20 protein-coding genes are annotated in these 23977 nt (G+C 64.5%); 16 read left to right on the forward strand and 4 right to left on the reverse strand.

Annotation, left to right across the window (positions count from 1 at the left end):
• The first annotated feature begins 4 nt into the window (after positions 1-4).
• From ubiB to OKW20_RS05690, 4 genes are all read left to right on the forward strand, one after another.
• A complete protein-coding gene (gene ubiB / locus OKW20_RS05675) occupies positions 5-1579 on the forward strand; it encodes a 2-polyprenylphenol 6-hydroxylase (RefSeq protein ID WP_205237248.1) in 1575 nt (524 codons plus the stop codon).
• Between the two features lie 219 nt (positions 1580-1798).
• Positions 1799-2329: a GNAT family N-acetyltransferase gene (locus OKW20_RS05680; RefSeq protein WP_429170767.1), complete on the forward strand. Its 531-nt coding sequence runs from the start codon at positions 1799-1801 to the stop codon at positions 2327-2329.
• Positions 2330-2497: 168 nt separating this feature from the next.
• Entirely contained in the window at positions 2498-2758 is a 261-nt protein-coding gene (locus OKW20_RS05685) for a hypothetical protein (RefSeq protein WP_429170768.1), read from the forward strand.
• A gap of 158 nt (positions 2759-2916) precedes the next feature.
• Complete coding sequence (locus OKW20_RS05690) at positions 2917-3696, forward strand: SDR family oxidoreductase (RefSeq protein WP_429170769.1); 780 nt, start codon at positions 2917-2919, stop codon at positions 3694-3696.
• Between the two features lie 51 nt (positions 3697-3747).
• On the opposite strand, the gene OKW20_RS05695 is transcribed toward OKW20_RS05690, so the two are convergent.
• A complete protein-coding gene (locus OKW20_RS05695) occupies positions 3748-4620 on the reverse strand; it encodes a LysR family transcriptional regulator (protein ID WP_429170771.1) in 873 nt (290 codons plus the stop codon).
• Between the two features lie 359 nt (positions 4621-4979).
• Here OKW20_RS05695 and OKW20_RS05700 point away from each other — a divergent pair, with 359 nt between their 5' ends.
• The 4 genes from OKW20_RS05700 to OKW20_RS05715 all read left to right on the forward strand — a co-directional run bounded on the left by OKW20_RS05700 (position 4980) and on the right by OKW20_RS05715 (position 8660).
• Entirely contained in the window at positions 4980-5573 is a 594-nt protein-coding gene (locus OKW20_RS05700; RefSeq protein ID WP_429171153.1) for an ankyrin repeat domain-containing protein, read from the forward strand.
• Between the two features lie 11 nt (positions 5574-5584).
• Positions 5585-6055: a nucleoside deaminase gene (locus tag OKW20_RS05705; RefSeq protein ID WP_043615543.1), complete on the forward strand. Its 471-nt coding sequence runs from the start codon at positions 5585-5587 to the stop codon at positions 6053-6055.
• 207 nt (positions 6056-6262) lie between these two features.
• Complete coding sequence (locus OKW20_RS05710) at positions 6263-7531, forward strand: MFS transporter (RefSeq protein WP_429170773.1); 1269 nt, start codon at positions 6263-6265, stop codon at positions 7529-7531.
• A gap of 226 nt (positions 7532-7757) precedes the next feature.
• Positions 7758-8660, forward strand: coding sequence for a cation diffusion facilitator family transporter (locus tag OKW20_RS05715; RefSeq protein WP_429170775.1), 903 nt, complete (start codon positions 7758-7760; stop codon positions 8658-8660).
• Between the two features lie 6 nt (positions 8661-8666).
• Here the strand turns inward: OKW20_RS05715 and OKW20_RS05720 are convergent, their stop codons facing one another.
• Both OKW20_RS05720 and OKW20_RS05725 read right to left on the reverse strand, forming a co-directional pair.
• Positions 8667-10247, reverse strand: a complete 1581-nt coding sequence (locus OKW20_RS05720; RefSeq protein ID WP_429170777.1) for an ABC-F family ATP-binding cassette domain-containing protein — start codon at positions 10245-10247, stop codon at positions 8667-8669.
• Between the two features lie 161 nt (positions 10248-10408).
• A complete protein-coding gene (locus OKW20_RS05725) occupies positions 10409-12220 on the reverse strand; it encodes a diguanylate cyclase (protein ID WP_429112089.1) in 1812 nt (603 codons plus the stop codon).
• A 287-nt stretch (positions 12221-12507) separates the two neighbouring features.
• Here OKW20_RS05725 and coaBC point away from each other — a divergent pair, with 287 nt between their 5' ends.
• Positions 12508-13728: a bifunctional phosphopantothenoylcysteine decarboxylase/phosphopantothenate--cysteine ligase CoaBC gene (coaBC, locus tag OKW20_RS05730; RefSeq protein WP_429171155.1), complete on the forward strand. Its 1221-nt coding sequence runs from the start codon at positions 12508-12510 to the stop codon at positions 13726-13728.
• A gap of 199 nt (positions 13729-13927) precedes the next feature.
• Here coaBC and OKW20_RS05735 read toward each other — a convergent pair whose 3' ends face one another.
• Positions 13928-14734, reverse strand: a complete 807-nt coding sequence (locus tag OKW20_RS05735) for a class II glutamine amidotransferase (RefSeq protein WP_427345335.1) — start codon at positions 14732-14734, stop codon at positions 13928-13930.
• 271 nt (positions 14735-15005) lie between these two features.
• Between OKW20_RS05735 and OKW20_RS05740 the strand changes: the two genes are divergently transcribed.
• From OKW20_RS05740 to OKW20_RS05770, 7 genes are all read left to right on the forward strand, one after another.
• A complete protein-coding gene (locus OKW20_RS05740; protein ID WP_429170779.1) occupies positions 15006-16133 on the forward strand; it encodes a Gfo/Idh/MocA family protein in 1128 nt (375 codons plus the stop codon).
• A 154-nt stretch (positions 16134-16287) separates the two neighbouring features.
• A complete protein-coding gene (locus tag OKW20_RS05745; RefSeq protein ID WP_043615522.1) occupies positions 16288-17142 on the forward strand; it encodes a MurR/RpiR family transcriptional regulator in 855 nt (284 codons plus the stop codon).
• A 124-nt stretch (positions 17143-17266) separates the two neighbouring features.
• The gene (locus tag OKW20_RS05750) at positions 17267-19204 is read left to right on the forward strand and encodes a bifunctional 5-dehydro-2-deoxygluconokinase/5-dehydro-2-deoxyphosphogluconate aldolase (protein ID WP_429170781.1); all 1938 of its coding nucleotides are present in this window, start codon (positions 17267-17269) and stop codon (positions 19202-19204) included.
• Between the two features lie 75 nt (positions 19205-19279).
• Positions 19280-21133: a 3D-(3,5/4)-trihydroxycyclohexane-1,2-dione acylhydrolase (decyclizing) gene (gene iolD, locus OKW20_RS05755; protein WP_429170783.1), complete on the forward strand. Its 1854-nt coding sequence runs from the start codon at positions 19280-19282 to the stop codon at positions 21131-21133.
• A gap of 285 nt (positions 21134-21418) precedes the next feature.
• Positions 21419-22318 (forward strand): myo-inosose-2 dehydratase, encoded by a 900-nt coding sequence (iolE, locus tag OKW20_RS05760; protein WP_429170785.1) that lies wholly within the window; start codon positions 21419-21421, stop codon positions 22316-22318.
• A 260-nt stretch (positions 22319-22578) separates the two neighbouring features.
• A complete protein-coding gene (gene iolB, locus OKW20_RS05765; protein ID WP_429170787.1) occupies positions 22579-23379 on the forward strand; it encodes a 5-deoxy-glucuronate isomerase in 801 nt (266 codons plus the stop codon).
• 174 nt (positions 23380-23553) lie between these two features.
• The gene (locus tag OKW20_RS05770; RefSeq protein ID WP_429170789.1) at positions 23554-23973 is read left to right on the forward strand and encodes a GFA family protein; all 420 of its coding nucleotides are present in this window, start codon (positions 23554-23556) and stop codon (positions 23971-23973) included.
• Positions 23974-23977 lie beyond the last annotated feature (4 nt).

Genomic DNA, 23977 nt, shown 5'->3' on the forward strand with positions numbered 1-23977 from the left:
CCCGATGAGCACGCCTGGAGCATATATCCGCCTCGCGCGGATCGGCTGGGTTCTCGTGCGCGAAGGCGTCGTCTCCGCCGTCCCGACGGAGCACCTGCCACCCTTTGCCCGTTTTGCCCAGAAGGCGGCCGGACTTTTGGCGCGCCGCAGGGTTCCGGGAGAAGAGCGCAGCGACCGACTGTCGCGCGCCGTCGCCCGTCTCGGCCCTTCCTATGTGAAGATCGGCCAATTCCTTGCAACCCGCCCCGACGTCGTCGGCGCGGAGTTTGCCGCCGATCTGTCGCTGTTGCAGGACCGCATGGCGACCTTTCCGCAGAACGAGGCGAAGGCCGCGATCCAAGGCTCGCTCGGCCGGACGGTCGACGATCTCTACGCCGAATTTTCCGAGCCGATGGCTGCGGCCTCGATCGCGCAGGTGCATCCGGCGATCGTGATGCGCGACAGCGGCCCTGAGAAGGTTGCCGTCAAGGTCATCCGCCCCGGCGTGCGTCAGCGTTTCGCCTCTGACATCGAGGCGATGTATCTCGTCAGCCATATGCAGGAGCGGTTCCTGCCCTATACCCGCCGGCTGAAGCCTGTCGAGGTGACCAAGACGCTGGAGCAGACAACGAAGATCGAGATGGATCTTCGCCTGGAGGCGGCCGCGCTATCCGAACTTGGCGAGAACACCAAGGACGATTCCGGATTCCGCGTGCCGAAGGTCGACTGGGAGCGGACCGGGCGTGACGTCGTCACCATGGAATGGATCGACGGCGTCAAGATGTCGGATATCGAGGGGCTGAAGGCCGCCGGCCACGATCTCAACCTTCTGGCCGAAGTCCTGATCCAGTCCTTCCTGCGCCACACGCTGCGCGACGGCTTCTTCCATGCCGACATGCACCAGGGCAATCTTTTCGTCGACGACGCCGGCCATATCGTCGCCGTCGACATGGGCATCGTCGGCCGCCTTGGCAAGAAGGAACGCCGGTTCCTGGCCGAGATCCTCTTCGGCTTCATCACCCGCGACTACCAGCGCGTCGCCGACGTGCATTTCGAGGCGGGCTACGTGCCCTCGCACCACGATGCTGCGAGTTTCGCCCAGGCGATCCGCGCGATCGGCGAGCCGATCCACGGCCAGCCGGCCGAAACCATCTCGATGGCGAAGCTTCTGACGCTGCTTTTCGAGGTCACCGAACTGTTCGACATGCAGACGCGCCCCGAGCTCGTCATGCTGCAGAAGACGATGGTGGTCGTCGAAGGTGTGGCCCGTACGCTCAATCCGCGCTTCAACATGTGGAAGGCGTCCGAGCCGGTCGTCGGGAAATGGATCCGCGACAATCTCGGACCGAAGCGCATCGTCACGGATCTGCGCGACGGCCTGCATGCGGCACTCAGGCTTGCCGAAGCTGCGCCTGAGATCGCCGCTCGCACGGAGAAGTTTTCGAGCGAGATCATGGCGATGAGCGAAAACGGCCTGCGCTTCGATGCCGAGACCGCGCATGCGATCGGCAAGGCGGAGGCGAAACACACGCGCTCCGGCCGCATCGCGCTTTGGCTGATTGCCGCTACGCTCGTCTATATCGCCTGGCAGGTGACCTGACCGTCGGCAATCCCGTCGCCGAACCGGCTTGCTTTTCTACCCTCGCTTGCTATCGTCCGCTCATGGACAATCGTTCGATGCTCGCAATGGTGCTTTGCACGCATACCCCAGGGGTGTGCGGGAGACCTGTTGCGCTGACTTAAGGCGAAATGTCCCCCCACCAACCCTGCCGAGGCGAGCAGGGTTGGCCCTGTTTCCTCGGAGCCAAGAGAGGAAACAATGACCGAGGCGAACGACCCTTCAGATATCAGCATCCGCGCGGCCCGCGCCGTCGATTTCGAAGCGATCTCGGCGCTGATGAGCCAGCCGGGCATCCGCGCAGGCACGCTGCGCCAGCCGTTCTCCAATCCGGAACAGACACGCAAGTGGCTGGAGACCCTTTCGGACGACAGCATCGTCATCGTCGCCGAGCGCGCCGGTCGGGTCCTCGGCCTGGCCGGACTGCACCGCAGCAAGGGGCGCCGGCATCATTCGGCAGCACTTGGGATCAGCGTCGACGACAATCATCGCGGCGAAGGCATTGGTAAGTCGTTGCTGACCGCTCTGATCGATGCGGCCGACAACTGGCTCGGCATCAGCCGCATCGAGCTTACGGTCTTTACCGACAACGAGCCGGCGATCGCGCTCTACCGCAGGGCCGGCTTCGAGATGGAGGGCACGCACCGGGCCTATGCGCTGCGGCACGGCGTTCTCGCCGACGTTTTCGCGATGGCGCGTATCCGCGACCCGGCAGGGCCACGCGCTGCCTGAAGAGCACGACACTCGGCGACCAGCGTAGGCTGTGGCCGGCGGAGCGCGCCTTCACGCAACCGCCGGCACCATCCTGTTCCATCCGGAACTGCGAATATATCGGCTTCATGCGACTTTCGTCTCATGGATGACGAAGGATCATCCCACCCATCCGGAGGAGAGATCATCATGCGCAAGTTCATCGTCGCAGCCGCTGTCGCCGCCACCGCCGCCATCTCCTTTGCAACACCGTCTCAGGCCGGCGGTTTCTCGATCGGCTTCAGCGACGGCTATTACGGCCATGGCTGGAGTGGCCGTGTCGGCTATGTCGACAGCTATTATGGCGGGCCTTACTACTACGAGGACGAACCCTATTGCTTCCTGAAGACGGTGAAGCGCTACGACAGCTACGGCAACCGCTACTACAAGAAAATCCGCATCTGCCGCTAAGCGACAGAATGAGGGAGGGCGCTCGAGAGCCCGGCCGCCATGCGGCCGGACTTTTGCGTTTCCACCCTCACCGGCGTCAAAACGATTCCGCTGCGCGGAAATCTGGTGTAGCTCGGATGCCGAGCCATTCTGAATCCCGCAATCGAGGAGGGTCGGCCATGGATCTTGGCATCGCTGGAAAACGCGCGTTGGTGCTCGGCGGCAGCAAGGGGCTGGGGCGCGGCATTGCCGAGGCTCTTGCCGGCGAAGGCGTCATCGTGGCGCTGACCGGCCGCGACGCGGCATCGGCCGCCAAAGTGGCAGCCGACATCAGCCCTTCGGCACGCGGCTATGCCCTCGACCTCTCAAAACCCGAAAGCCTCGATGGCCTGCTGGACCAGTTCGAAGCCGATTTCGGCGCGATCGACATTCTGGTGCTGAATGGCGGCGGGCCGCCGCCCTCGCCTGCCTCGGTCATCGAACCGGACTTCTGGCGGGCGCAATTCGAGACCATGGTACTGGCTGGCATGCGCATCACCGGACGGCTGCTGCCCGGCATGCGGGAACGCCAGTTCGGGCGCGTCATTGCCGTCGCCTCCACCAGCATCCGCGAGCCGATCGTCGGGCTTACCGCATCGAATGCGCTCAGAAGCGCTGTCGCCGGCTGGCTGAAGACGCTGGCGGGAGAGGTTGCTGCCGACGGCGTGACCGTCAACCTGCTTCTGCCGGGGCGGCTTGCCACCGACCGCACGCTCAGCTTCGACCGGATGGACGCCGAAAGCGAAGGGCTCGATATCGCAACGGTCGCAGCCCGCAGCCAACGCGACATCCCGATCGGCCGCTACGGCACACCGGCGGAATTCGGGGCGGCCGCGGCCTTCCTTGCCGGCCGTCAGGCAAGCTACATCACCGGCGTGGCGTTGCCCGTCGATGGCGGCCTCAGCCGTTCGATGCTCTGATACGGTTCAGGACATTCCGCCGACGGATTGGGGTGATCTGCGAAGGCGCCGTCATGCCTCGTCCCGGCTGTCATCGCCGATGAGGGCTGAGAGATCCTCTGCCAACCGCGTGACCAGAGCGCCGGCCTCCGGCCGGTAATAGAGCCCGATCTCCATCGTCTCGATCATCGGCAGCCCGTCCTGCGGCTTCACCACCCGGTGCCCGTCATGGACGACGCGGGCCGGCAGCAGGCTGATGCCCAGCCCATCGGCGACCGCCGACTGAATGCTGGCGAGGCTGGAGCTGGTATAGCTCACGCGCCAGCGTCGCCCTGAGGCGTCCAGCGCCGCCACCATGTCGTCGCGATAAAGCCCGCGCGGCGGAAAGACGACGAGCGGTAAGGGATCGAGCGCCAGAACAGGATGGGCGGCGCTATCGATCCAGCACAGGGTCTCCTGCCACCGCTGCACCGCCTCGCCTGAACCGCGGCGCTGCTTGACGACGACGATATCGAGCTCGCTGCGATCATAAAGTGACCGCAGCTCGCGGCTGAGCCCACTCGTCACTTCGAGCCTGACATTGTCATGCCGGCGGGCAAAGGCCGAAAGCATGCGGGTCGTGCGACCGGCGGCAAAGTCTTCGGGCAGGCCGAGTCGCAGCGTCGCGGCGACCGACGCGCCGGAGAGAAGCTGCCGCGCCTCTGCATCGAGCGCCAGCATGCGCCGCGCATAGCCGATCAACTGCTCGCCCGCTTCCGTCAGGCGCACTTGACGATGGCTGCGTTCGAGCAGCCGATGACCGGCCTGTTCTTCCAGCCGCAGGACTTTCTGGCTGACGGTCGACTGGGTGGAATTGAGCCGGCCGGCCGCAGCGGTGAAACCACCGCAATCGGCCACCGTCGCGAAAGCTCTCAGCAGATCCAGATCGAAAGGCTGACCATACATATTTCCACTTGATAGCATTCATACATTTAATTTCCAAATGAATGCGGCACTGCCTAAGGTCGCGGACGGGAGGGCCATGCCGGGCGCGGGAGACGTTTGGCGACGACGCGTGTCTTGCGCCCTTGAAAAGGTCACGGATCGGCTCAAGTAAGCACGAGATCGCGATGAGCGAGAGCGGCATGGACGGAGCCTCTTCCGGGTTTCCTCGTTTCGCTCGTAACCGGAACCATTGCGATCGGTCGATCCATTCGACCGGCCTGCATGATCGGAAAGACCAAATGCGACCAAGACTTTTCGGCTCGCTGATCGGCGCATCGATTGCCGCCTTCAGCCTTGCACCTCAAACCGTGGGGGCTTCGATGCTTGAAAACCAACTGATCTCCGCCGCCGAGACCGGCGATCCAGACAAGGTGAAGGCGCTGCTCAAGGAAGGCGCAAGCATCGAAGCGCGCGACGCCAGCGGTGCGACGGCGCTGCTCGCCGCCACCCATGAAAATCGCGTCGATGCAGCCCGTGCCCTGATCGAGGCCGGCGCCGACGTCAACGCCAAGGACAAGATCCAGGACAGCCCCTACCTCTATGCCGGCGCGCGCGGGCATCTCGAGATCCTGAAGCTGACGCTTGCCAATGGCGCCGACCTCAAGAGCACCAACCGCTATGGCGGAACGGCGTTGATCCCGGCCGCCGAGCGCGGCCATGTCGAGACCGTCAAGACCTTGATCGAAGCCGGCATCGACGTCGATCACGTCAACCGCCTCGGCTGGACCGCACTGCTCGAAGCCATCATCCTCGGCAGCGGCGGCGAAAAACACACCGAGATCGTACGGCTGCTGATCAAAGCCGGCGCCAACGTGAACCTTGCCGATGGCGAGGGTGTCAGTCCGCTGACCCATGCCCGCCAGCGCGGTTATGGCAAGATCGAGAAGCTGCTGGCCGACGCCGGCGCCCGCTAGAAAGAACTCCCATGACCCAGGAACAGACCTATCTGGCCGAGGCGGTAACGCTTGCCCGCCGCAACGTCGAGAAAGGCGGACGCCCCTTCGGCGCCGTCGTCGTCAAGGATGGCGAGATCGTCGGTCGCGGCGTCAACGAGATGCTGTCATCCGGCGATCCCACTTCGCATGCGGAACTGAACGCGTTGCGCGAGGCCGCCCAGAACCTTCGTTCCCCGCGGCTCGAAGGCGCCGCCGTCTATGCCAGCGGCCAGCCCTGCCCGATGTGCCTTGCCGCCATGCGCATGGCCGGGATCACCGAGATCGCCTATGCGAACTCGAATGCCGACGCCGAGCCCTTTGGCCTCTCGACCGCAGCGATCTATGCGGAACTGGCAAAGCCGCTCGCCGAGCAGGCCATGCGCTTCCGCCATGTGCCGGTCGACGATGCCGGGACGGCACCGCTTTACGCGGCGTGGCAAGAGCGACAGGCCAAGGCCTGAGCCGCCGGGTCAACGCCCGGCCATCCGGATGTGAACAGCCGGAGCGGCCGACGGCCGCCTCGGGCCTTCTGTTCAATCCAGAGGATCAGGGAAACGATGCCCCTTGCCGAACACACGTGCCGGCTGTAATCGCATAGGCGTTTCTTCCTTTTGCTCTGCCCCATCCTTAAAGGAGACCGGGCGGCTTCCAGCCAGCAGGTGCCCGTGATGACTGCCTATTCCGAAAAAGCGGGCCGCTTCGTCGCGCTGCTTCTCATCGCGGGCTCCGGCGTGGTGACGATCGCCAAGGGCATGAGCCTGACCTTCCTTGCGATCCGCCTCCAGCGTGACTTCGGCCTCACCCCCGCCAGCATCGGCGCGTTGATCGGCGTGGGTCCGCTGCTCGGCGCAATCGTCAGCCCTTTCGCCGGCACGCTCTCCGATCGGATTGGCCGAAAAGCCGTGCTGACCGTCGCACTCTTCATGGCCGGACTGGCGCTGGCCGGGCTCGGACTGGCGCAATCGATCGCCGCCTTCGCGCTGGCCCACATCGTTTCTGCCGTTGCCGCCGCCGTTTTTGAGCCGGTCGCGCGGGCCTTGATGAGCGATGCGGCGCCTGAACATCTGCGGCTCAAGGTTTTCTCCTGGCGCTATCTCGCCATCAATGCCGGCTGGGCGATCGGGCCGTTGATCGGCGTATGGGTCGGTGCGGCCTATGTGACGCTGTTCGTCATCGCCGGCGTCATCCATGCAGCTTTCGGTCTCGTGATCTTGCTCACGGTACCCGAGGCCAGCAGCAGGCGGTCCACCGAGACCGAACGAGCGTCAGGGAGTGCCGTTGGCTGGCGCGGACTTGTCGCCGCCTTGCGCGACCGGCGCCTGGTCTTCTTCGTCGTCGGCGGCACATTGCTTCTCGCCGTTCACGGTCAATGGTCGGTGACCCTGTCGCAATATCTCAACAGCGGCTTCGAGGATGGCATCACGCTCTTTGCGCTTTTGGTTTCGACCAACGCGGTAACGGTGCTGGTCGCCAGCACGCCGGCCCGCTTCGTCATCGAACGGATCGGCGCCCTGCGCGCGCTGTCGCTTGGCAGCCTGCTGTTCCTGATCGGCGAGATCGGGTTTGCCGCCTCGTCCGGAATGGAAATGCTGGTCGCCTCGATGATCCTCTTCACCATCGGCGAGGTGCTGGTCGTGCCCTCGGAATATGTGCTGGTCGACGGCATTTCCAACGCTGGCAACCGGGGCACCTATTTCGGCGCCCATTCGCTCTCGACATTCGGAAACTTCCTCGGGCCGCTCATCGGCGGCCTTGCGCTTGGCGCCGTCGGCGGCGCCGGCATGTTCCTGCTGTTCGGGTTGTTTGCGGCGGCAGGTGCAATTCTGTTTGCGATCGGCCATTCCATGCCGCCGCCACGGCCCGAGGTCGCGCGCGCCACGACGCTCGACAATGGCGCCGCGACGGGAGATCTCTTGCGGCTGGGACAGTTCGCCTAGCCCTCCGCTACAGGGGATCCTGTCCGGCGGTCGGCCAAGACGCGGCGGTATTCTTTGAACCCGCCAATCGACAAAACCCAATGCCATGCGCCTGAGCGCCATCCCGTCGCGACTGTCTTGCGGCGGGCCGAAACGCTATGCTTGCAGCGTCATCGACCCTCCTTGCCACCATTTCGACACTGCCAACGCCTAAGCACCGCGCCAAAACCGGAGTAAAAACAAGATCATGAGTGCGCCAAGCGAACAGACAGTCCTCAAACAATCGATCGCGGCCACTGTCGTCGTCGGGGTGACGGGCGTTATCTTCGGTCTGCTTTCGGGTTCGGTATCGATCGTGTTCGACGGTGTGTTCTCGGCCGTCGACGCCTCCATGACCCTGCTCGCGCTCGGCGTGACGCAGCTGATCCCGAAGCCGAGCAAGCGCTTCCAGATGGGCTTCTGGCACATCGAGCCGATGGTGCTGCTCTTCAATGCCGGGCTGCTGACGCTGCTTTCCTTCTACGCGATGGTGAACGCCGTCGGCTCGCTCCTGTCAGGTGGCAACCACCTCGCCTTCGACTGGGCGATCGCCTATGCCGCCGTCGTCGTGGTGATCTGCGCCGTCATGTTCTTCTATGTACGCCGGGCGAACCGGCCGATCGGCTCGGAGTTCCTGGCGCTCGACGTGCGCGCCTGGGCGATGTCCGGTGCGATCACCTCCGCGCTGCTCGTCGCCTTCGCGATCGCGGCCGCCTTGAAGGGCACGGCTTACGAATACGTCACGCCCTATGTCGACCCGGCGATCCTGATCGTGCTGACGCTATGCCTGATCCCGCTGCCGATCCGCACGGTCTTCCAGGCATTGAAGGAGATCTTCCTCGTCGCACCCGCCGAACTCGACGAGCGGGTGCGGCAGGCGGCGGCAAACGCCGTCACGCGCCACGGCTTTGCCGATTACCGCACCTATGTCGCCAAGGTCGGGCGCTCCAAGACGATCGAGGTCTATCTGATCGGAACGGCCGAAACCAAGGTCGGTACGCTCGCCGAACTCGACCGGATCCGAGCCGAGATCGGCGAAGAGATCGGCGATCCCGGCCCTGACCGCTGGCTGACGATCGCCTTTACCGGCGACGCGCGCTGGGCGGAGTAATCCCCGTCAGGAAAGTTCGATCCGCCTGGTGATGCCGATTGCCTCCAAGAAGGCCTGGTCGTGGCTGACGACGAGCAGCGCGCCATCATAGGCCCGGAGCCCCGCCTCGACCGCCTCGATGGAATCGATGTCCAGATGGTTGGTCGGCTCGTCGAGGATGAGGAGTTGCGGCGGCTTGCTGCCGCTGAGCACACAGGCGAGACCGGCGCGCAGCATCTGGCCGCCGCTGAGACTTGAGACGACCTGCAGCGCAGCATCCGCCCGGAACATGAAGCGGGCGAGCGCCGCCCGGCAATCGTTCTCGCTGGCGTCGGGATTGAGGCGCCGGAAATTGTCGCGGATCGACAGACGAGGATCGAGCAGGCTTACCTTCTGGTCGAGCATGGCGTGATCGACCTGGACACGCACCGTGCCGGACCATGGCTGGAGATCACCCGTCAGCAGCGACAACAGCGTCGTCTTGCCCGAACCGTTGCGACCGGTGAGTGCCACGCGCTCCGGCCCGACGACCGAAAGCGACAGCCGATCGACGATCGGTTTTCCCGGTCCATAACCAACGCTGACATCATCGACCTGCAGGACGCTGCGGCCGGAAGGCAGGCCGGTCGGCGGCAGACGCACGGTCAACGGCTGCAGGATCTCGATGCGTTCGCGCGCTTCGACGAGATCGCCGACCGCCTGGTCCCGTCGCCGTTCCGCAAGGCGGGCATTGTCGCCGCCGGTCTTTTCGCTGCGCTCCTTCCTGGCGTCGAGCAGGAGCAGCGGTTCGTCGCCCTTGGCCCGCTTTCGGCGGCCGGCGGCATCCTTGCGGGCCTTGCGTTCGGCCGTCTCCTGGGTCTTGCGCTCCACCTCGGCCAGACGCCGCTCGGCATCGGCGAGATCGTGGCGCGCGGACGCCAGCTCGATCGCCTTGCGTTCGCGATAATGGCTCCAGTTGCCGCCATAGGTCGTCGCACCAAGCGTCGTGAGTTCGACGATCGCGTCCATCGTCTCCAGGAGTTCACGGTCATGGCTGACGACGATGGCGCCGCCGCGCCAGCCCGCCATCAGCGCGGCGACGGCCGCCCGACCTTCGCGATCGAGATTGTTGGTGGGTTCGTCGAGCAGAATGAAATCCGGCTCCTTGAAGACGAGCGCGGCAAGCTTCACGCGGGTCATCTGCCCGCCGGACAGGGCGGCAAGGCGCGTTTGCGCTGCCGCGTTCAGACCGACGCGCGCAAGCGCCTCCTCCATGCGGGCCTCCAGCGTCCAATCGGCAGAAGCCAGTTCGTCCACGGAGGCGTGCCCCTCGTCCGCTTTCTGCAGAACCGCCAGCGCGTCGGTGACGCCGAAGAGATCGGCGACGGTCTCGCCTGCCGCGACCTGAACGGTCTGGCTGAGCACACCGAGACTGCCGACAACACTGACCTTGCCGCCCTGCGGTGTCAGCGTGCCCTCGACCAGTCGCAGCAGCGTGGATTTGCCAACGCCATTGCGGCCGACAAGGCCGGTGCGGACAGGACCAAAGGTCAGGTCGAGATCGGAAAGGAGGCTTCGGCCCTCAGGCGTGGACCACGAAATTTGGGAGAGTGAAATCGAAGCAGGCATGGATACGGTTTTCCCTGATGGCAAGACGGTTCGGCTTGGCGGTCAGGGTGAAATCCATCGATGCGTGTATCCTGTTCAAATTTCTATCGCGGTCATAGATAGCATCGAATGCGCCCGTTTCAAGGCGGGGCCTTCGATACAGACCAGCGGGAGCCAGGGGATCAGGCGAGGCTGCGTCGCGCCTCGTCGTCGCCGAAGGCGAGCCCGGAGGCACGCACACTCCGGTTTCGGCCTTGGTTCTTGGCGTCGAGAAGAGCGGCATCGGCCCGGGTCAGAAGCGTGGCTACAGGCCCATCGTCTGGCGCCGAGGCAACGCCGACCGAGACCGAAACCGTGCCCAGAATGCGGCCGCGATGCGAAAGCGGCGTCGTGCCGATCCGCGTCCTCAGCCGCTCGGCAAGCTCGAAGCCCGCGGCTTCGCCGGCGTCGGGCATGAGCACGGTGAATTCCTCGCCGCCAAAGCGATAGGCGCTGCCGGCATCGCCGACCGTGTCGACGATGATCTGGGCGACATACTGCATGACGACGTCACCGGCATCGTGGCCGAACTCATCGTTGAAACGCTTGAAGTGGTCGATGTCGATCATCAGGCAGCTAAGCAGCTTGCCGGCCTGCCCGCGCGGCTGCCGGTTCAGCGCCTCGTCGAGGCAGCGCCGGTTGAGCAGGCCCGTCAACGCATCGCGGACGGCGAGATTGGTGAGCTTCTCGCGCAGCTGAAGATTGGCGACGGCGAGCCCGATATTTTCGGCGATCAGTTCGAGATAGAGGCGCGACGCCTCGACCGCGAACTCCTCCTCAGACCGTTCCTCGAAGTAGAGGAGCCCGATCGTGTCGCCCTGGGCCGTCAGCGGCACGCAGAGGCCGATCACGCCCTCATCGTCGAGGTGCTGGCAGGCAATGTCGCTGTGGCCGCGGTTGCTGACATGCGGCCGGCCGCGGCGAAGCCCCCAGCAGGCGCTCGACGGAAACGTCGGCGCCGAATGCTGCGGATCGAGCCAGGTACCGACGCGCGACAGGAGCGTCCGGCTGTCGTTCAGCACATAGAGATGGCCGGCGAGGTTGGGAAAGACCTGCGGCGCGAAACGAGCGACGACCTCAGCCAGCTCGTCCTGGCTCTGGCAGGCCTGCAGCCGGTGCATCATCTGCAGGATGAGATCCTTGGTCTGCTGGTCCAGCCGCCGCTCCGCGTCCAGCCGATCCCGTTCCAGGCCGTTCTCGCGGAAGATATGGATCGCCTGGTTCATCTCACCGATCTCGTCGCGGCGCCGATCGAGCGGGACCTCTACCGCATAATCCTGCTCGGCAAGGCGGGTGACGATGCCGCTCATTCGGGTAAGCGGCATGGCGACGCGGCGCTTGAGAATGAAATAGAGCACGCTCAGGAACAGGGCGGCGGTGATGCCGAGCATCGTCTTGGCGGCGGCGGCATACCAATCGCTGCGCTCCTGCGCCTCGTTGAGGGCCGCGCCGGTGCGAACGTTGGTCAGGTCCCTGAACCGCGCCACCGTCTCAAGAAGGGCGGTCTGCAGACGCTCGTGCTCGGGGCCAAAGAGCTTTTCCTGCGCGCCGGCGCGGTCACCCTTCTGATAGACCTCGATGGCGGCAACCTCGATCTTGTCGAGCGCTTCCGCCTCGCGAACGATTTCCTGCAAGGCGGCGATCTCCGCCGGCGTCGCGCCAAGCTTGGTTGCGGTCTTGGTCGCCTCCTCGCGCCGTCGTTCTTCTTCCTCGGCGCGGTGGAAGGCTTCGAGATGGCGCTCGTCGCCGCGCATCACATAAAGGCGTGCCTCGTCACTTCGCGTTTCAGCCCCGAGCGCAAGCTCTTCGCCGAGCGTATCAAGCACCAGATGTTGCTCAACCGCCTGGCGTTCCTTGATCGCGCTGTCGGTCGACAGGATGAAGGCGGCACCAGAAAGCCCCGTCAGAAGGACGGTAACGCCATAGGCCCAGTTTGTGATCGCATTTATTCGCATGGAAGAAGCTTAGCCCCCGCGGATTGAGAGCGGATTAACCGCATTATCAGGCTTCGGCAACAGCCCCTGCCCCGGTTGACGCAAGCGGTGCGGCTTTTGTTCCGCCGCATTTCCTCGATCCGCCGGGCGCAACGCGTGTCCGCCAGCGGCACACGTTGCGCCCGGCGGATCGCTCAAGTAGGTTCGATCCAGAGACGCTGGCAAAGCCAGCCGTCCCAACTGTTCTGGTATCGCGTAGGCTCGGCAGCCCATGCCGGGCAAGAGGACGGCCGAAGGGCCGGGTGCAAATGACACTGTCGGGCAAGCGTATTCTCCTCATCATCTCAGGCGGCATCGCGGCCTATAAGAGCCTCGATCTCATCCGGCGCCTCAGGGAACGCGGCGCGAGCGTGCGGCCGGTCATGACATCGGGTGCGCAGCAGTTCGTGACGCCGCTTGCCGTCGGCGCGCTTTCAGCCTCGCATGTCTATCTCGACCTGTTCTCCCGCGAGGACGAGCAGGACGTCGGCCATATCCGATTGGCACGCGAATGCGATCTGATCGTCGTCGCACCAGCCACGGCCGACCTGATGGCGAAGATGGCGAACGGCCATGCCGACGATCTCGCTTCGACCATTCTGCTCGCGACCGACCGGCCGGTGCTGGTCGCGCCGGCGATGAACCCGAAAATGTGGGCGCACCCGGCAACGCGCCGCAACCGGACGACGCTTGCCAAGGACGGCATCCGTTTCATTGGCCCGGAAGCGGGCGAGATGGCGGAAAGCGGCGAAGCCGGAGAAGGCCGCATGAGCGAGCCGCTGGCAATCGTGGCGGCCGTCGAGGATTTTCTCGGCGGAACGCCAAAGCCGCTTGCCGGACGCAGCGTCGTCGTCACGTCAGGGCCGACGCATGAGCCGATCGACCCGGTGCGCTACATCGCAAACCGCTCCTCGGGCAAGCAGGGCCATGCGATCGCCGCGGCGCTGGCAAAACTCGGCGCAAACGTCACGCTGGTCTCCGGCCCGGTGACGATCCCGGATCCGGCCGGCGTCAAGGTCGTGCATGTGGAACGGGCCGAAGAGATGCGCGACGCGGTGCTTGCCGCCCTCCCTGCCGACGTTGCCGTCATGGTCGCCGCCGTTGCCGACTGGCGGGTGGCGACGGCCGCCGGCAACAAGATCAAGAAGAAACCCGGCGAGGCGCCGCCGCCGCTGCAGCTTGCCGAAAACCCCGATATCCTGAAGACGGTCGGCCACCATACCAAGCGGCCGAAACTCGTCATCGGCTTTGCCGCCGAAACCGAAAACGTCGCCGACAACGGCCGCGCCAAGCTCGAACGCAAGGGCGCCGACTTCATCCTCGCCAACGACGTGTCACCGGCAACCGGCATCATGGGCGGCGACCGCAACAAGGTGAAACTGATCTCGGCCACCGGCAATGATGATTGGCCGGAGATGGACAAGGACGCGGTGGCCGAGAAGCTTGCGGCGATGATCGCCGACGCGTTGGCACGGGCAGATAAAGGCTAGTCCAGCGAAACAGGCGCCCCTCACCCTACCCCTCTCCCCGCAAGCGGGGCGAGGGGACGTGCCCTGCGTGAACGGTGCGTTCGCAGCGAGCAGATGGATCGGGAGGGTGCGGCGTGTCCCTTCTCCCCGCCTGCGGGGAGAAGGTGGCGGCAGCCGGATGAGGGGCTGGCACTGTCCGCTACATCACAAATGTGATTTCTCAGGCGAGATGCCGCGAGCGAACCGGTGCGCCCTTGGTCGAAAACAGTCGGACATCGACGCCATTTTCGCCCACGATAACCGCCGTGCCGTCAGGGATTTCCACCCAGGCGCTGTCGTCGTCGTTGAGCGGCTCGGAAACCAGGCAATAGCCGCCGCTCGGACCCATGGGTGCGGCATAGAGCGTCGGCGCCTTCCAATCGGAGGCGTAGCGCACGGCGTAGAGATCCTGGCCGTCGGAGAAAGCAGCGGTGAAGCGCACCAGCACCTGGCGTTCGAGATGTTCGGCAAGCTGCTCGATGAAGGCGAGCGCCTCGGCGATGGCGCCGAGCGGATCGCGGTCGAGCCCGAACTGCATGGCGAGAAGAAACAGAAGTTCCGAGTCGGTCGTGCCGGTGCGAGCCGAATAGAGGTCGTTGTCGAGCATGCTCTCCATCGGCCGACGCAGGTGCTCGAAGTCGCCGATCTGGCCGTTGTGCATGAAGGACCAGCGACCGAAGACGAAGGGATGACAGTTGTCGCGCCGGGTGCCGCCGCCGGTCGCGGCGCGCACATGGGCGAGGAAGAGCGGCGAGCGTATCTGCCGTGCGATGCTCTTCAGGTTGCAGTCGGACCAGGCCGGCAGGATATCGCGGTAACGTCCGGGCTCCGGGTGATCGCCATACCAGGCGATGCCGAAACCGTCGCCGTTGGTGGCGGTCTTGGCCCGTGTCGCGCAATGGGACTGCTCGATCAGCGAGTGCGCCGGAGAGGTCACCAGTTCCTCGAGATAGAGCGGCTCTCCGCGATAGGCTGCCCAGCGGCACATGCTGACTTCACTCCAGCTCCGCCCCCGTTCACTTGAGGGCGATTCGTTAACCATGACGAAATGCGATGTTCCAACGGAACATGGTAAAAATGCGTTAACACATTCCCCCTTCGTCAAGGTGAGACTAACCGGAACACACAGATTTGGCTGTTTCGAGCGGCACAGGGCGTGCATCCCGCCCTATTTCGAACAAATATTCCATATTGACAAATCTTGCACAATTCATTTCATTTCGAGCCAACACGGCAGCGCCGCCAGGGAGGAATTCGGCATGGGCAGCAAGCGCAAACTCGGCATCGGCCTGATCGGCACGGGCTTCATGGGCAAGGCCCATGCGCTCGGCTTCACCATTGCCGCGCGGGTCTTCGACCTGCCCTTCGAGCTCGATCTGGTTTCGGTCGCCGACGTGACCGTCGAAAGTGCCGAGCGCGCCCGCGGCCAGCTCGGCTTCCGCAAGGCGACGGCCGACTGGCGGGAACTCCTGACCGATCCGGATATCGACATCATCGACATCACCACGCCGAACCTCTTGCACAAGGAGATGGCGCTGGCGGCGATCGCCCATGGCAAGCACGTCTATTGCGAAAAGCCGCTGGCGCCGACCGTTGCGGAATGCCGCGAGATGGTTGAAGCGGCTGAGAAGGCGGGCGTCGTCACCCAGGTCGGCTTCAACTATCTGAAGAACCCGCTGATCTTCCTTGCCAAGGACATCATCGAAAGCGGCGAGATCGGCGAAATCCGTTCGATGCGCGGCATTCATGCGGAAGACTTCATGGCCGATGCGCAGGTTCCGTGGGGCTGGCGCCTGAACCCGGCCAGCGGTGGCGGCGCGCTTGCCGACATCGGCAGCCACATCATCGCCTCGATGCGCCACCTCGTCGGCCCGATCAGCCGGGTGCTCGCCGAGACCATCATCCAGATCCCCGAACGCCCGGTTTCCGCCGGCTCCAGTGAAACCCGCGCCGTCGAGGTCGACGACATCACCCGCGCCTTCGTGCGCTTCGAAAACGGTGCGACCGGCAGCTTCGAGGCAAGCTGGATCGCAACGGGACGCAAGATGCAGCACGATTTCGAGATCTACGGTTCGAAGGGCAGCATCGTCTTCACCCAGGAGCGGCTGAACGAAATCCGCCTCTACAAGACTGGCGACGATATCCGCACCCGCGGTTTCCGCACCATCTGGGCCGGACCGGAACATCCGCCCTATGGCGCCTTCTGCGTGGCGCCGGGCCACCAGATCGGTTTCAACGACCTGAAGGCCATCGAGGTCAAGGAGTTCCTCGACTCCATCGCCGGCGGCAGGTCGCCATCGACGGATTTCCGCGAAGGCTACGAGGTGCAGAAGGTGCTTTCGGCGACCTATCAATCGGCCAAGACCAACGAATGGGTACGGATTTAAGCGGTTCCCCGACGCGCATTCCCGGACGCAAAACCGCTGCGCACTTTTGCTGGAAATGCTGGAGGAAAATAGAACGCCTGTTCTATCCCGTTCCCGACTAATCGATTAGGGTGAGGCCGAAAGCCAGACTGATATCGAGGGAGACGAGCGAGACATGGCCACGCCGGAAACGACGACAGAGGTGCCGCAGGATTTCGAGGCGCTGAAGGCCGCCATTCTGGAACGCAAGGCGGAGCTGCCGAAGCGGCTTCGCCAGGTCGCCGCCTATGCGCTCGACAACCCCGACGAAATCGCCTTCGGTACAGCCGCGAGCATCGCCACCTCGGCGGAAGTGCAGCCGTCGACTCTGGTGCGCTTCGCCCAGCATTTCGGCTTCGAGGGCTTTTCCAGCCTGCAGCAGATCTTTCGCGCCCGGCTGCGCGAGCGCACGCCGGGCTATGAGGACCGGCTGAAGGCACTGAGCGCCAACGACCACAGCAAGCTCGAAAGCGGCTCAATCTTCAACGGCTTCGTCGCCGCCGCCCACCGCTCGCTCGACAACATCGCCTCCTCGGTCGATCCGGAAGCCTTCGAGCGCGCCGTCGATATCCTCGCCAAGGCCGACACGATCTACTTGATCGCCAAGCGCCGCTCCTATCCCATCTCCAGTTACATGGCCTATGCCTTCGGCAAGCTGAAGGTGAAGTACCAGCTCGTCGGCACGGCCGCCGGCATCGACGAGGACATGCTGGCGATGGCGACGAAGAACGATGCCGCCTTTGCCGTCAGCTTCTCGCCCTATGCGTCTGAAAGTGCCGCCCAGGCGCGGCTTCTCGCCGAGCGCAAGGTGCCGGTCGTGTCGCTGACAGACTCGGCCTTCTCGCCGCTCGCGGAATCCTCGAAAGTCTGGTTCGAACTGGTCGAGGCCGATCATGCCGGCTTCCGTTCGCTCTCCGCCAGCATGGCCTTTGCCATGGCATTGACGGTCGCCATTGCCGAGAAGCGCCAGCGGCTTGCCGAGGGCAGTTAGGCGAAACGGAACAGATAGAATGAAAATTCCATATTGACTAAACGTCGGAATTTATGTTTCATACGGCCATCACCCACAGTACGGAAATGGTCGGGCCCGCCAAGGTGTCCGCGGGGAGGAAGCAGTGAGCCAGAACGTTTCGGCACAGGGAGCAAAGCCGCTCGACCTGATCACCATCGGCCGGGCCTCGGTCGATCTCTATGGCCAGCAGATCGGCACGCGGCTTGAAGATGTTTCGAGTTTTGCCAAGTCGGTGGGCGGCTGCCCCTGCAACATCTCTGTCGGCACGGCGCGCCTCGGTCTGAAGTCAGCGCTTCTCACCCGCGTCGGCAACGAGCAGATGGGCCGTTTCATCCGCGAGCAGCTCACCCGTGAAGGCGTCGAGACCCGCGGCATTGTCACCGACCCGGAGCGGCTGACGGCGCTCGCGATCCTCGCGGTCGAAAACGACAAGACCTTCCCGCTGCTCTTCTATCGCGACAACTGCGCCGACAACGCGCTCTGCGAAGACGACGTTTCGGAAGAATTCATCCGCTCCGCCCGCGCCGTGCTTGTCTCCGGCACGCATTTCTCCAAGCCGAACACCGACGCTGCCCAGCGCAAGGCGATCCGCATCGCCAAGGAAAACGGCGCGAAGATCGTCTTCGACATCGACTATCGCCCGAACCTCTGGGGCCTTGCCGGCCATGACGCCGGCGAGAGCCGATACATCGCGTCGGATCGCGTGTCGGCGCACCTGAAGACCGTTCTCGCCGACTGCGACCTGATCGTGGGCACCGAAGAGGAAGTGCTGATCGCGTCAGGCGAAAGCGACCTCTTGCAAGCGCTGAAGACGATCCGCTCCCTCTCCAAGGCGACGATTGTGCTCAAACGCGGACCGATGGGCTGCATCGTCTATGACGGCCCGATCACCGACGACCTCGAAGACGGTATCGTCGGCAAGGGCTTCCCGATCGAAGTCTACAACGTGCTCGGCGCCGGCGACGCCTTCATGTCCGGCTTCCTACGCGGCTGGCTGAAAAACGAGCCGCACGCGACGTCGGCCACCTGGGCCAATGCCTGCGGCGCCTTCGCCGTCTCCCGCCTTCTCTGCGCACCTGAAATCCCGACCTGGACCGAACTGCAGTTCTTCCTGGAAAAGGGCAGCAAGGAGCGGGCCCTGCGCAAGGACGAGGCGATCAACCACGTTCACTGGGCGACCACCCGCCGCCGCGACATTCCGCTGCTGATGGCGCTGGCGATCGACCATCGCAGCCAGCTCGAAGACATGGCCGCCGGTGACCAGTCCTTGCTGGACCGCATTCCAGCCTTCAAGGTGCTGGCGGTGAAGGCCGCCGCCCAGGTCGCGGCCGGCCGCTCCGGCTTCGGCATGCTGATCGACGACAAATACGGCCGTGACGCGCTTTACGCCGCCGGCGCCCACCGCGATTTCTGGATCGGCAAACCGATCGAGCTTCCGGGCTCGCGGCCGCTGCAATTCGAATTCAGCCAGGATCTCGGCAGCCGCCTGATCGACTGGCCGGTCGACCACTGCATCAAGGTGCTCTCCTTCTACCACCCGGACGATCCGGCCGAGCTGAAGGCCCAGCAGGTGGCAAAGCTCCGCTCGGCCTTCGAGGCGGCGCGCAAGGTCGGCCGCGAAATCCTGATCGAGATCATTGCCGGCAAGCATGGCAAGCTCGACGACCAGACCATTCCGCGGGCCCTGACCGAGCTCTACGATGCCGGGCTGAAGCCGGACTGGTGGAAGCTCGAGCCGCAGGCAAGCCGCGGCGCCTGGGCAGCGATCGATGCCGTCATCGAAGCCCGCGATCCGCTCTGCCGCGGCGTGGTGCTCTTGGGCCTCGAAGCGCCCTATGAGCAACTGAAGGACGGCTTTGCAGCTGCCCGCACGTCGAAGACGGTCCGGGGCTTTGCCGTCGGCCGCACGATCTTCGCCGATGCCGGCAGGGCCTGGCTCGGCGGCACGATGAGCGACGACCAGGCGATCGCCGACATGGCCGGAAAGTTCAAGGCACTTGTCGATCTCTGGCTGCAACTGGGTGAAACAAAGGCGGCATAGGATCGGCGCCAAGTGTCGGACAATGCAGCAAGCAGGGTGGAACGGGACGATTCCGCCACGAGGAGGAAACAGATTATGAGCCAGAAGACCGTGCGCCTGACCATGGCACAGGCCGTGGCGCAGTTCCTGACACGCCAGATGACCGTCATCGATGGCAAGAAGGTACCGATCTTCGGCGGCGTCTTCGCCATCTTCGGCCATGGCAACGTCGCCGGCGTCGGCGAGGCGCTGCATGCGATCAAGGACACGCTGCCGACCTACCGCGCCCAGAACGAGCAGGGCATGGCCAATGCCGCGATCGCCTTTGCCAAGGCGAGCTTCCGCCGCCGCTTCATGGCCTGCACCACCTCGATCGGCCCTGGCGCGCTCAACATGGTGACCTCGGCGGCACTCGCCCATGTCAACCGCCTGCCGGTTCTCTTCCTGCCGGGTGACGTCTTCGCCAACCGCCGCCCCGATCCGGTGCTGCAGCAGGTGGAAAGCTTCGGCGACGGCACGATCTCGGCGAACGACTGCTTCCGCCCGGTATCGCGCTACTTCGACCGCATCACCCGCCCCGAGCAGATCATCCCGGCGCTGCGCCGCGCCATGCAGGTGCTGACGGATCCCGCCGATTGCGGCCCGGTGACGCTGTCGCTCTGCCAGGACGTACAGGCCGAAGCCTATGATTATCCGGAGAACTTCTTCGACGAGAAGGTCTGGGTGCCGCGCCGCATCGAGCCCGATCTCGACGAACTGGCGACGGCCATTGCGGCGCTGAAAGCAGCGAAGAAGCCGATCATCATCGCCGGCGGCGGCGTGCTTTATTCGGAAGCGAGCAAGGAGCTCGGCGATTTCGCCGAACGCCACGGCATCCCGGTCGTCGAGACACAGGCCGGCAAGTCGGCGCTGCCGCATTCGCATACGCTCAACATGGGCTCGGTCGGTGTGACCGGAACCTCGGCATCCAACGCGCTTGCCGAGGACGCCGACGTGGTGCTTGCCGTCGGCTCGCGCCTACAGGACTTCACGACCGGCTCCTGGGCGCTCTTCAAGAACGAAGGCTTGAAGATCATCGGCCTCAACGTCCAGCCTTTCGACGCCGGCAAGCACAACGGACTGCCGCTGATTGCCGACGCACGCGCCGGCCTGAACCGCATTTCCGGCGGTCTCGGTGCCTACAAGGCCGATCCGAGCTGGACCGCCAAGGCCAAGGCCGGCAAGGCCGAATGGCTGGCAGCTGCCGACAAGGCAACGGCCACGACCAATGCGGCCCTTCCCTCCGACGCCCAGGTGATCGGCGCCGTGCAGCGCGCCCGCGGAGCCAAGAACACGACGCTCGTCTGCGCCGCCGGTGGTCTGCCGGGTGAGTTGCACAAGCTCTGGCAGGCGGAAGAGCCCGGCGGCTACCATATGGAATACGGCTTCTCGACCATGGGCTACGAAGTGGCCGGCGGTCTCGGCGTCAAGCTCGCCAAGCCTGAGAGCGACGTGATCGTCATGGTCGGTGACGGCAGCTACATGATGCTGAATTCGGAGATCGCCTCTTCGATCATGCTTGGCGCCAAGTTCACGATCGTGCTGCTCGACAATGCCGGCTACGGCTGCATCAACCGACTGCAGATGGGCACCGGTAGCGCCAACTTCAACAATCTCTTGAAAGACACCCATCACGTCGAACTGCCGCAGATCGACTTCGCGGCGCATGCCGGCGCGATGGGCGCCGTCACCCGCAAGGTCGGCTCGATCTCCGAGCTCGAAGCAGTGCTCAAGGAGACCGCGAGCGAGACGCGCACGACCGTGATCGTCATCGACACCGATCCGCTGATCACGACCGAGGCCGGCGGCCACTGGTGGGATGTCGCAGTGCCCGAGGTCTCGGGTCGCGCCCAGGTCAACGCGGCGCGCGAGGGTTATGAGAAGGCGCTCGCCGCACAGCGCTTCGGCTGATCAAAAACATAGCGCTCGCGCTTTCTGCGCGGGCGCCATTTTGTCTTTATGCCCCCTCACCCTAACCCTCTCCCCGCCCGCGGGGAGAGGGGACTGCGGAGAGCACGGCTTTTCCCTTCCCAACGAGTGGAGAGGAGACGCAGAGGGCACGGCATATCCCTTCTCCCCGCCTGCGGGGAGAAGGTGGCGGCAGCCGGATGAGGGGCAATCTACCTCCTGCTGCGCGCCGATGAGGCACCACGAACGATCCGCCTGCGCGGACAATGCTATAGGAAACGACAGACCATGATCCGCTACGGAACCAACCCGATCGCCTGGAGCAACGACGACGATCATTCGATCGGCGCGCATCTGACGCTCGAGGACTGCCTGTCCGATTGCCAGAAGATCGGCTTCGACGGCATCGAGAAGGGCCACAAGATGCCGTCCGATCCGGAAGCACTGAAGCAGAAGCTCGGCGCTTACGATCTCGTCTTCGTGTCCGGCTGGCACTCGACCAACCTGCTCACTCATGACGTCGAGGCCGAGAAGAAGGCGATCCAGCCGCATCTCGACCTCCTGAAGTACAATGGCTGCAAGGTGGCGATCGTCTGCGAAACCTCGAACGCCATCCATGGCGACGACGGCAAGTCGGTCGCAAACGACAAGCCAGTCCTGCCGGCCGACCAGTGGAAGACGTTTGGCGCCGATCTCGAAGCGATCGCGCAATATTGCGCCGACCAGGGCATCGACCTCGTCTACCATCACCACATGGGCACGATCGTCCAGACCGGTGAGGAAATCGATCTCCTGATGCAGAACACCGGCCCGGCGACCAAGCTGCTGCTCGATACCGGCCATGCCTGGTTCGGCGGTTCCGATCCGGCCGAGGTCGCAAAGAAATACATGCACCGCGTTCGCCACATTCATTGCAAGAACGTGCGACCCGCGGTCCGCAAGGTCGTCGAGGGCGAAAGCCTCTCCTTCCTCGAAGGCGTGCGCCGTGGCGTCTTCACGGTTCCCGGCGACAGCGAAGGCGGCGTCGACTTCCTGCCCGTGCTGAAAATTGCCGCCGAGCATGGCTATTCAGGCTGGCTGGTGATCGAGGCGGAGCAGGATTCGGCGGTGCGCAACCCGTTCGAATACCAGTCGCTCGGGCTGAAGTCGCTGAAGGCCTTCGCCAAGGAAGCCGGGCTCGACAAGTAAGCCGTCACGTTCGGTCGCCGGACTTTGAGTGTGTGCCCCTCATCCGCGCGGTGAGGGAAGCCCCTCATCCGGCTGCCGCCACCTTCTCCCCGCTGGCGGGGAGAAGGGATATGCCGCACCGTCGCCCTCCTCGCGCTCCGGCGAAGCAGAAAGTAGCGGCGACCTCAACAATCCCCTCTCCCCGCCTGCGGGGAGAGGGTTAGGGTGAGGGGCAAGCCATACGTTCGGCATGCCCTAGAAAAGAATTCAGGGAGATCGACATGTCCAAGCTGCTCGTCAAACCAAAGGCCAAGTCGGGCCTCATGCAAAATGTGACGCCGGAGAGCGCCGGCTGGACCTATGTCGGCTTCGCGCTGGAACGGCTGAAAGCCGGTGAGACGACCGAAGGCGAGACCGGCGACAAGGAAATCTGCCTGGTGCTGGTCTCCGGCAAGGCGAAGGTCGCCGTCGACGGCGAAAGCCTCGGCGAGCTCGGAGAGCGCATGACGCCGTTCGAGGGCCAGCCCTATGCCGTCTACGTGCCGAAAGGCAGCCGCTGGCAGGCAACGGCCACCTCGGATCTCGACCTTGCCATCTGCTCGGCGCCGGGCGGCGACGGCTTCAAGACGAAGGTGATCGCGCCAGGCACCCATCCGCAGATGACCCGCGGCAAGGGCACCAACACCCGCTACGTCACCAACATCATGCCGGAAGACGACGGCTCGGCGCAGTCGCTGCTCGTCGTCGAGGTGATCACGCCGGGCGGCCACACCTCCTCCTACCCGCCGCACAAGCACGATCAGGACAACCTGCCGTCCGAGAGCTATCTGGAAGAGACCTACTACCACCGCATCAACCCGCCGCAGGGTTTTGCGATGCAGCGCGTCTATACCGACGACCGCTCGCTCGACGAGACTATGGCAGTCGAGGACGGTGACGTGACGCTGGTGCCGAGGGGCTATCATCCGGTCGCCGCCGTGCATGGCTACGACGTCTACTATCTCAACGTCATGGCCGGGCCGAAGCGCATCTGGAAGTTCCACAACGCCCGCGAACACGAGTGGCTGTTTACCGGCGTGTAAGCGGCGGCGAACCAAACGGCATTACACCATCACCTTTCCTCCCTACGCCACGCTGGCGGAACGAAGCGTCGCAACCGTCGAGCCCCATCACTCGCTGAGGCTTAGGGGGCGGATGAGAACGGCATACACTTTTTGCGGCTCCGCCCTAGCTTTCCCGCTTTCAGGGAGGGCTTCATGCACATCGACGGGCAATGCCATTGCGGCTTCGTCACCTATGAGGCGAAGATCGATCCGGCCGATGTCGGCATCTGCCATTGCACCGATTGCCAGCAACTGACGGGATCCGCCTACCGCGTCACCGCCGGCACGGAGCGGGAGAACTTCCGGCTGACCGGCGGCGAACCGAAGCTCTATGTGAAGATCGCCGCAAACGGCCGGCAGCGGCTGCAGTTCTTCTGCCCGAACTGCGGCTCGCCGATCTATACGACCGGCACGGACGAGGACGCCCTGGAGGTCGGCATCCGGGTGGGAACGATCAACCAGCGCCGGCAACTCCGGCCACGCTCACAGATCTGGTGCGCCTCGGCGCTGCCCTGGATCGGCGACGTCGGGAAGCTGCCGGGGCGTGATCGCGACGAGCCGCCGCACGCCTAGCCGT

The organism is Ensifer sp. LBL, assembly GCF_050435225.1.
Lineage (GTDB): Bacteria > Pseudomonadota > Alphaproteobacteria > Rhizobiales > Rhizobiaceae > Ensifer.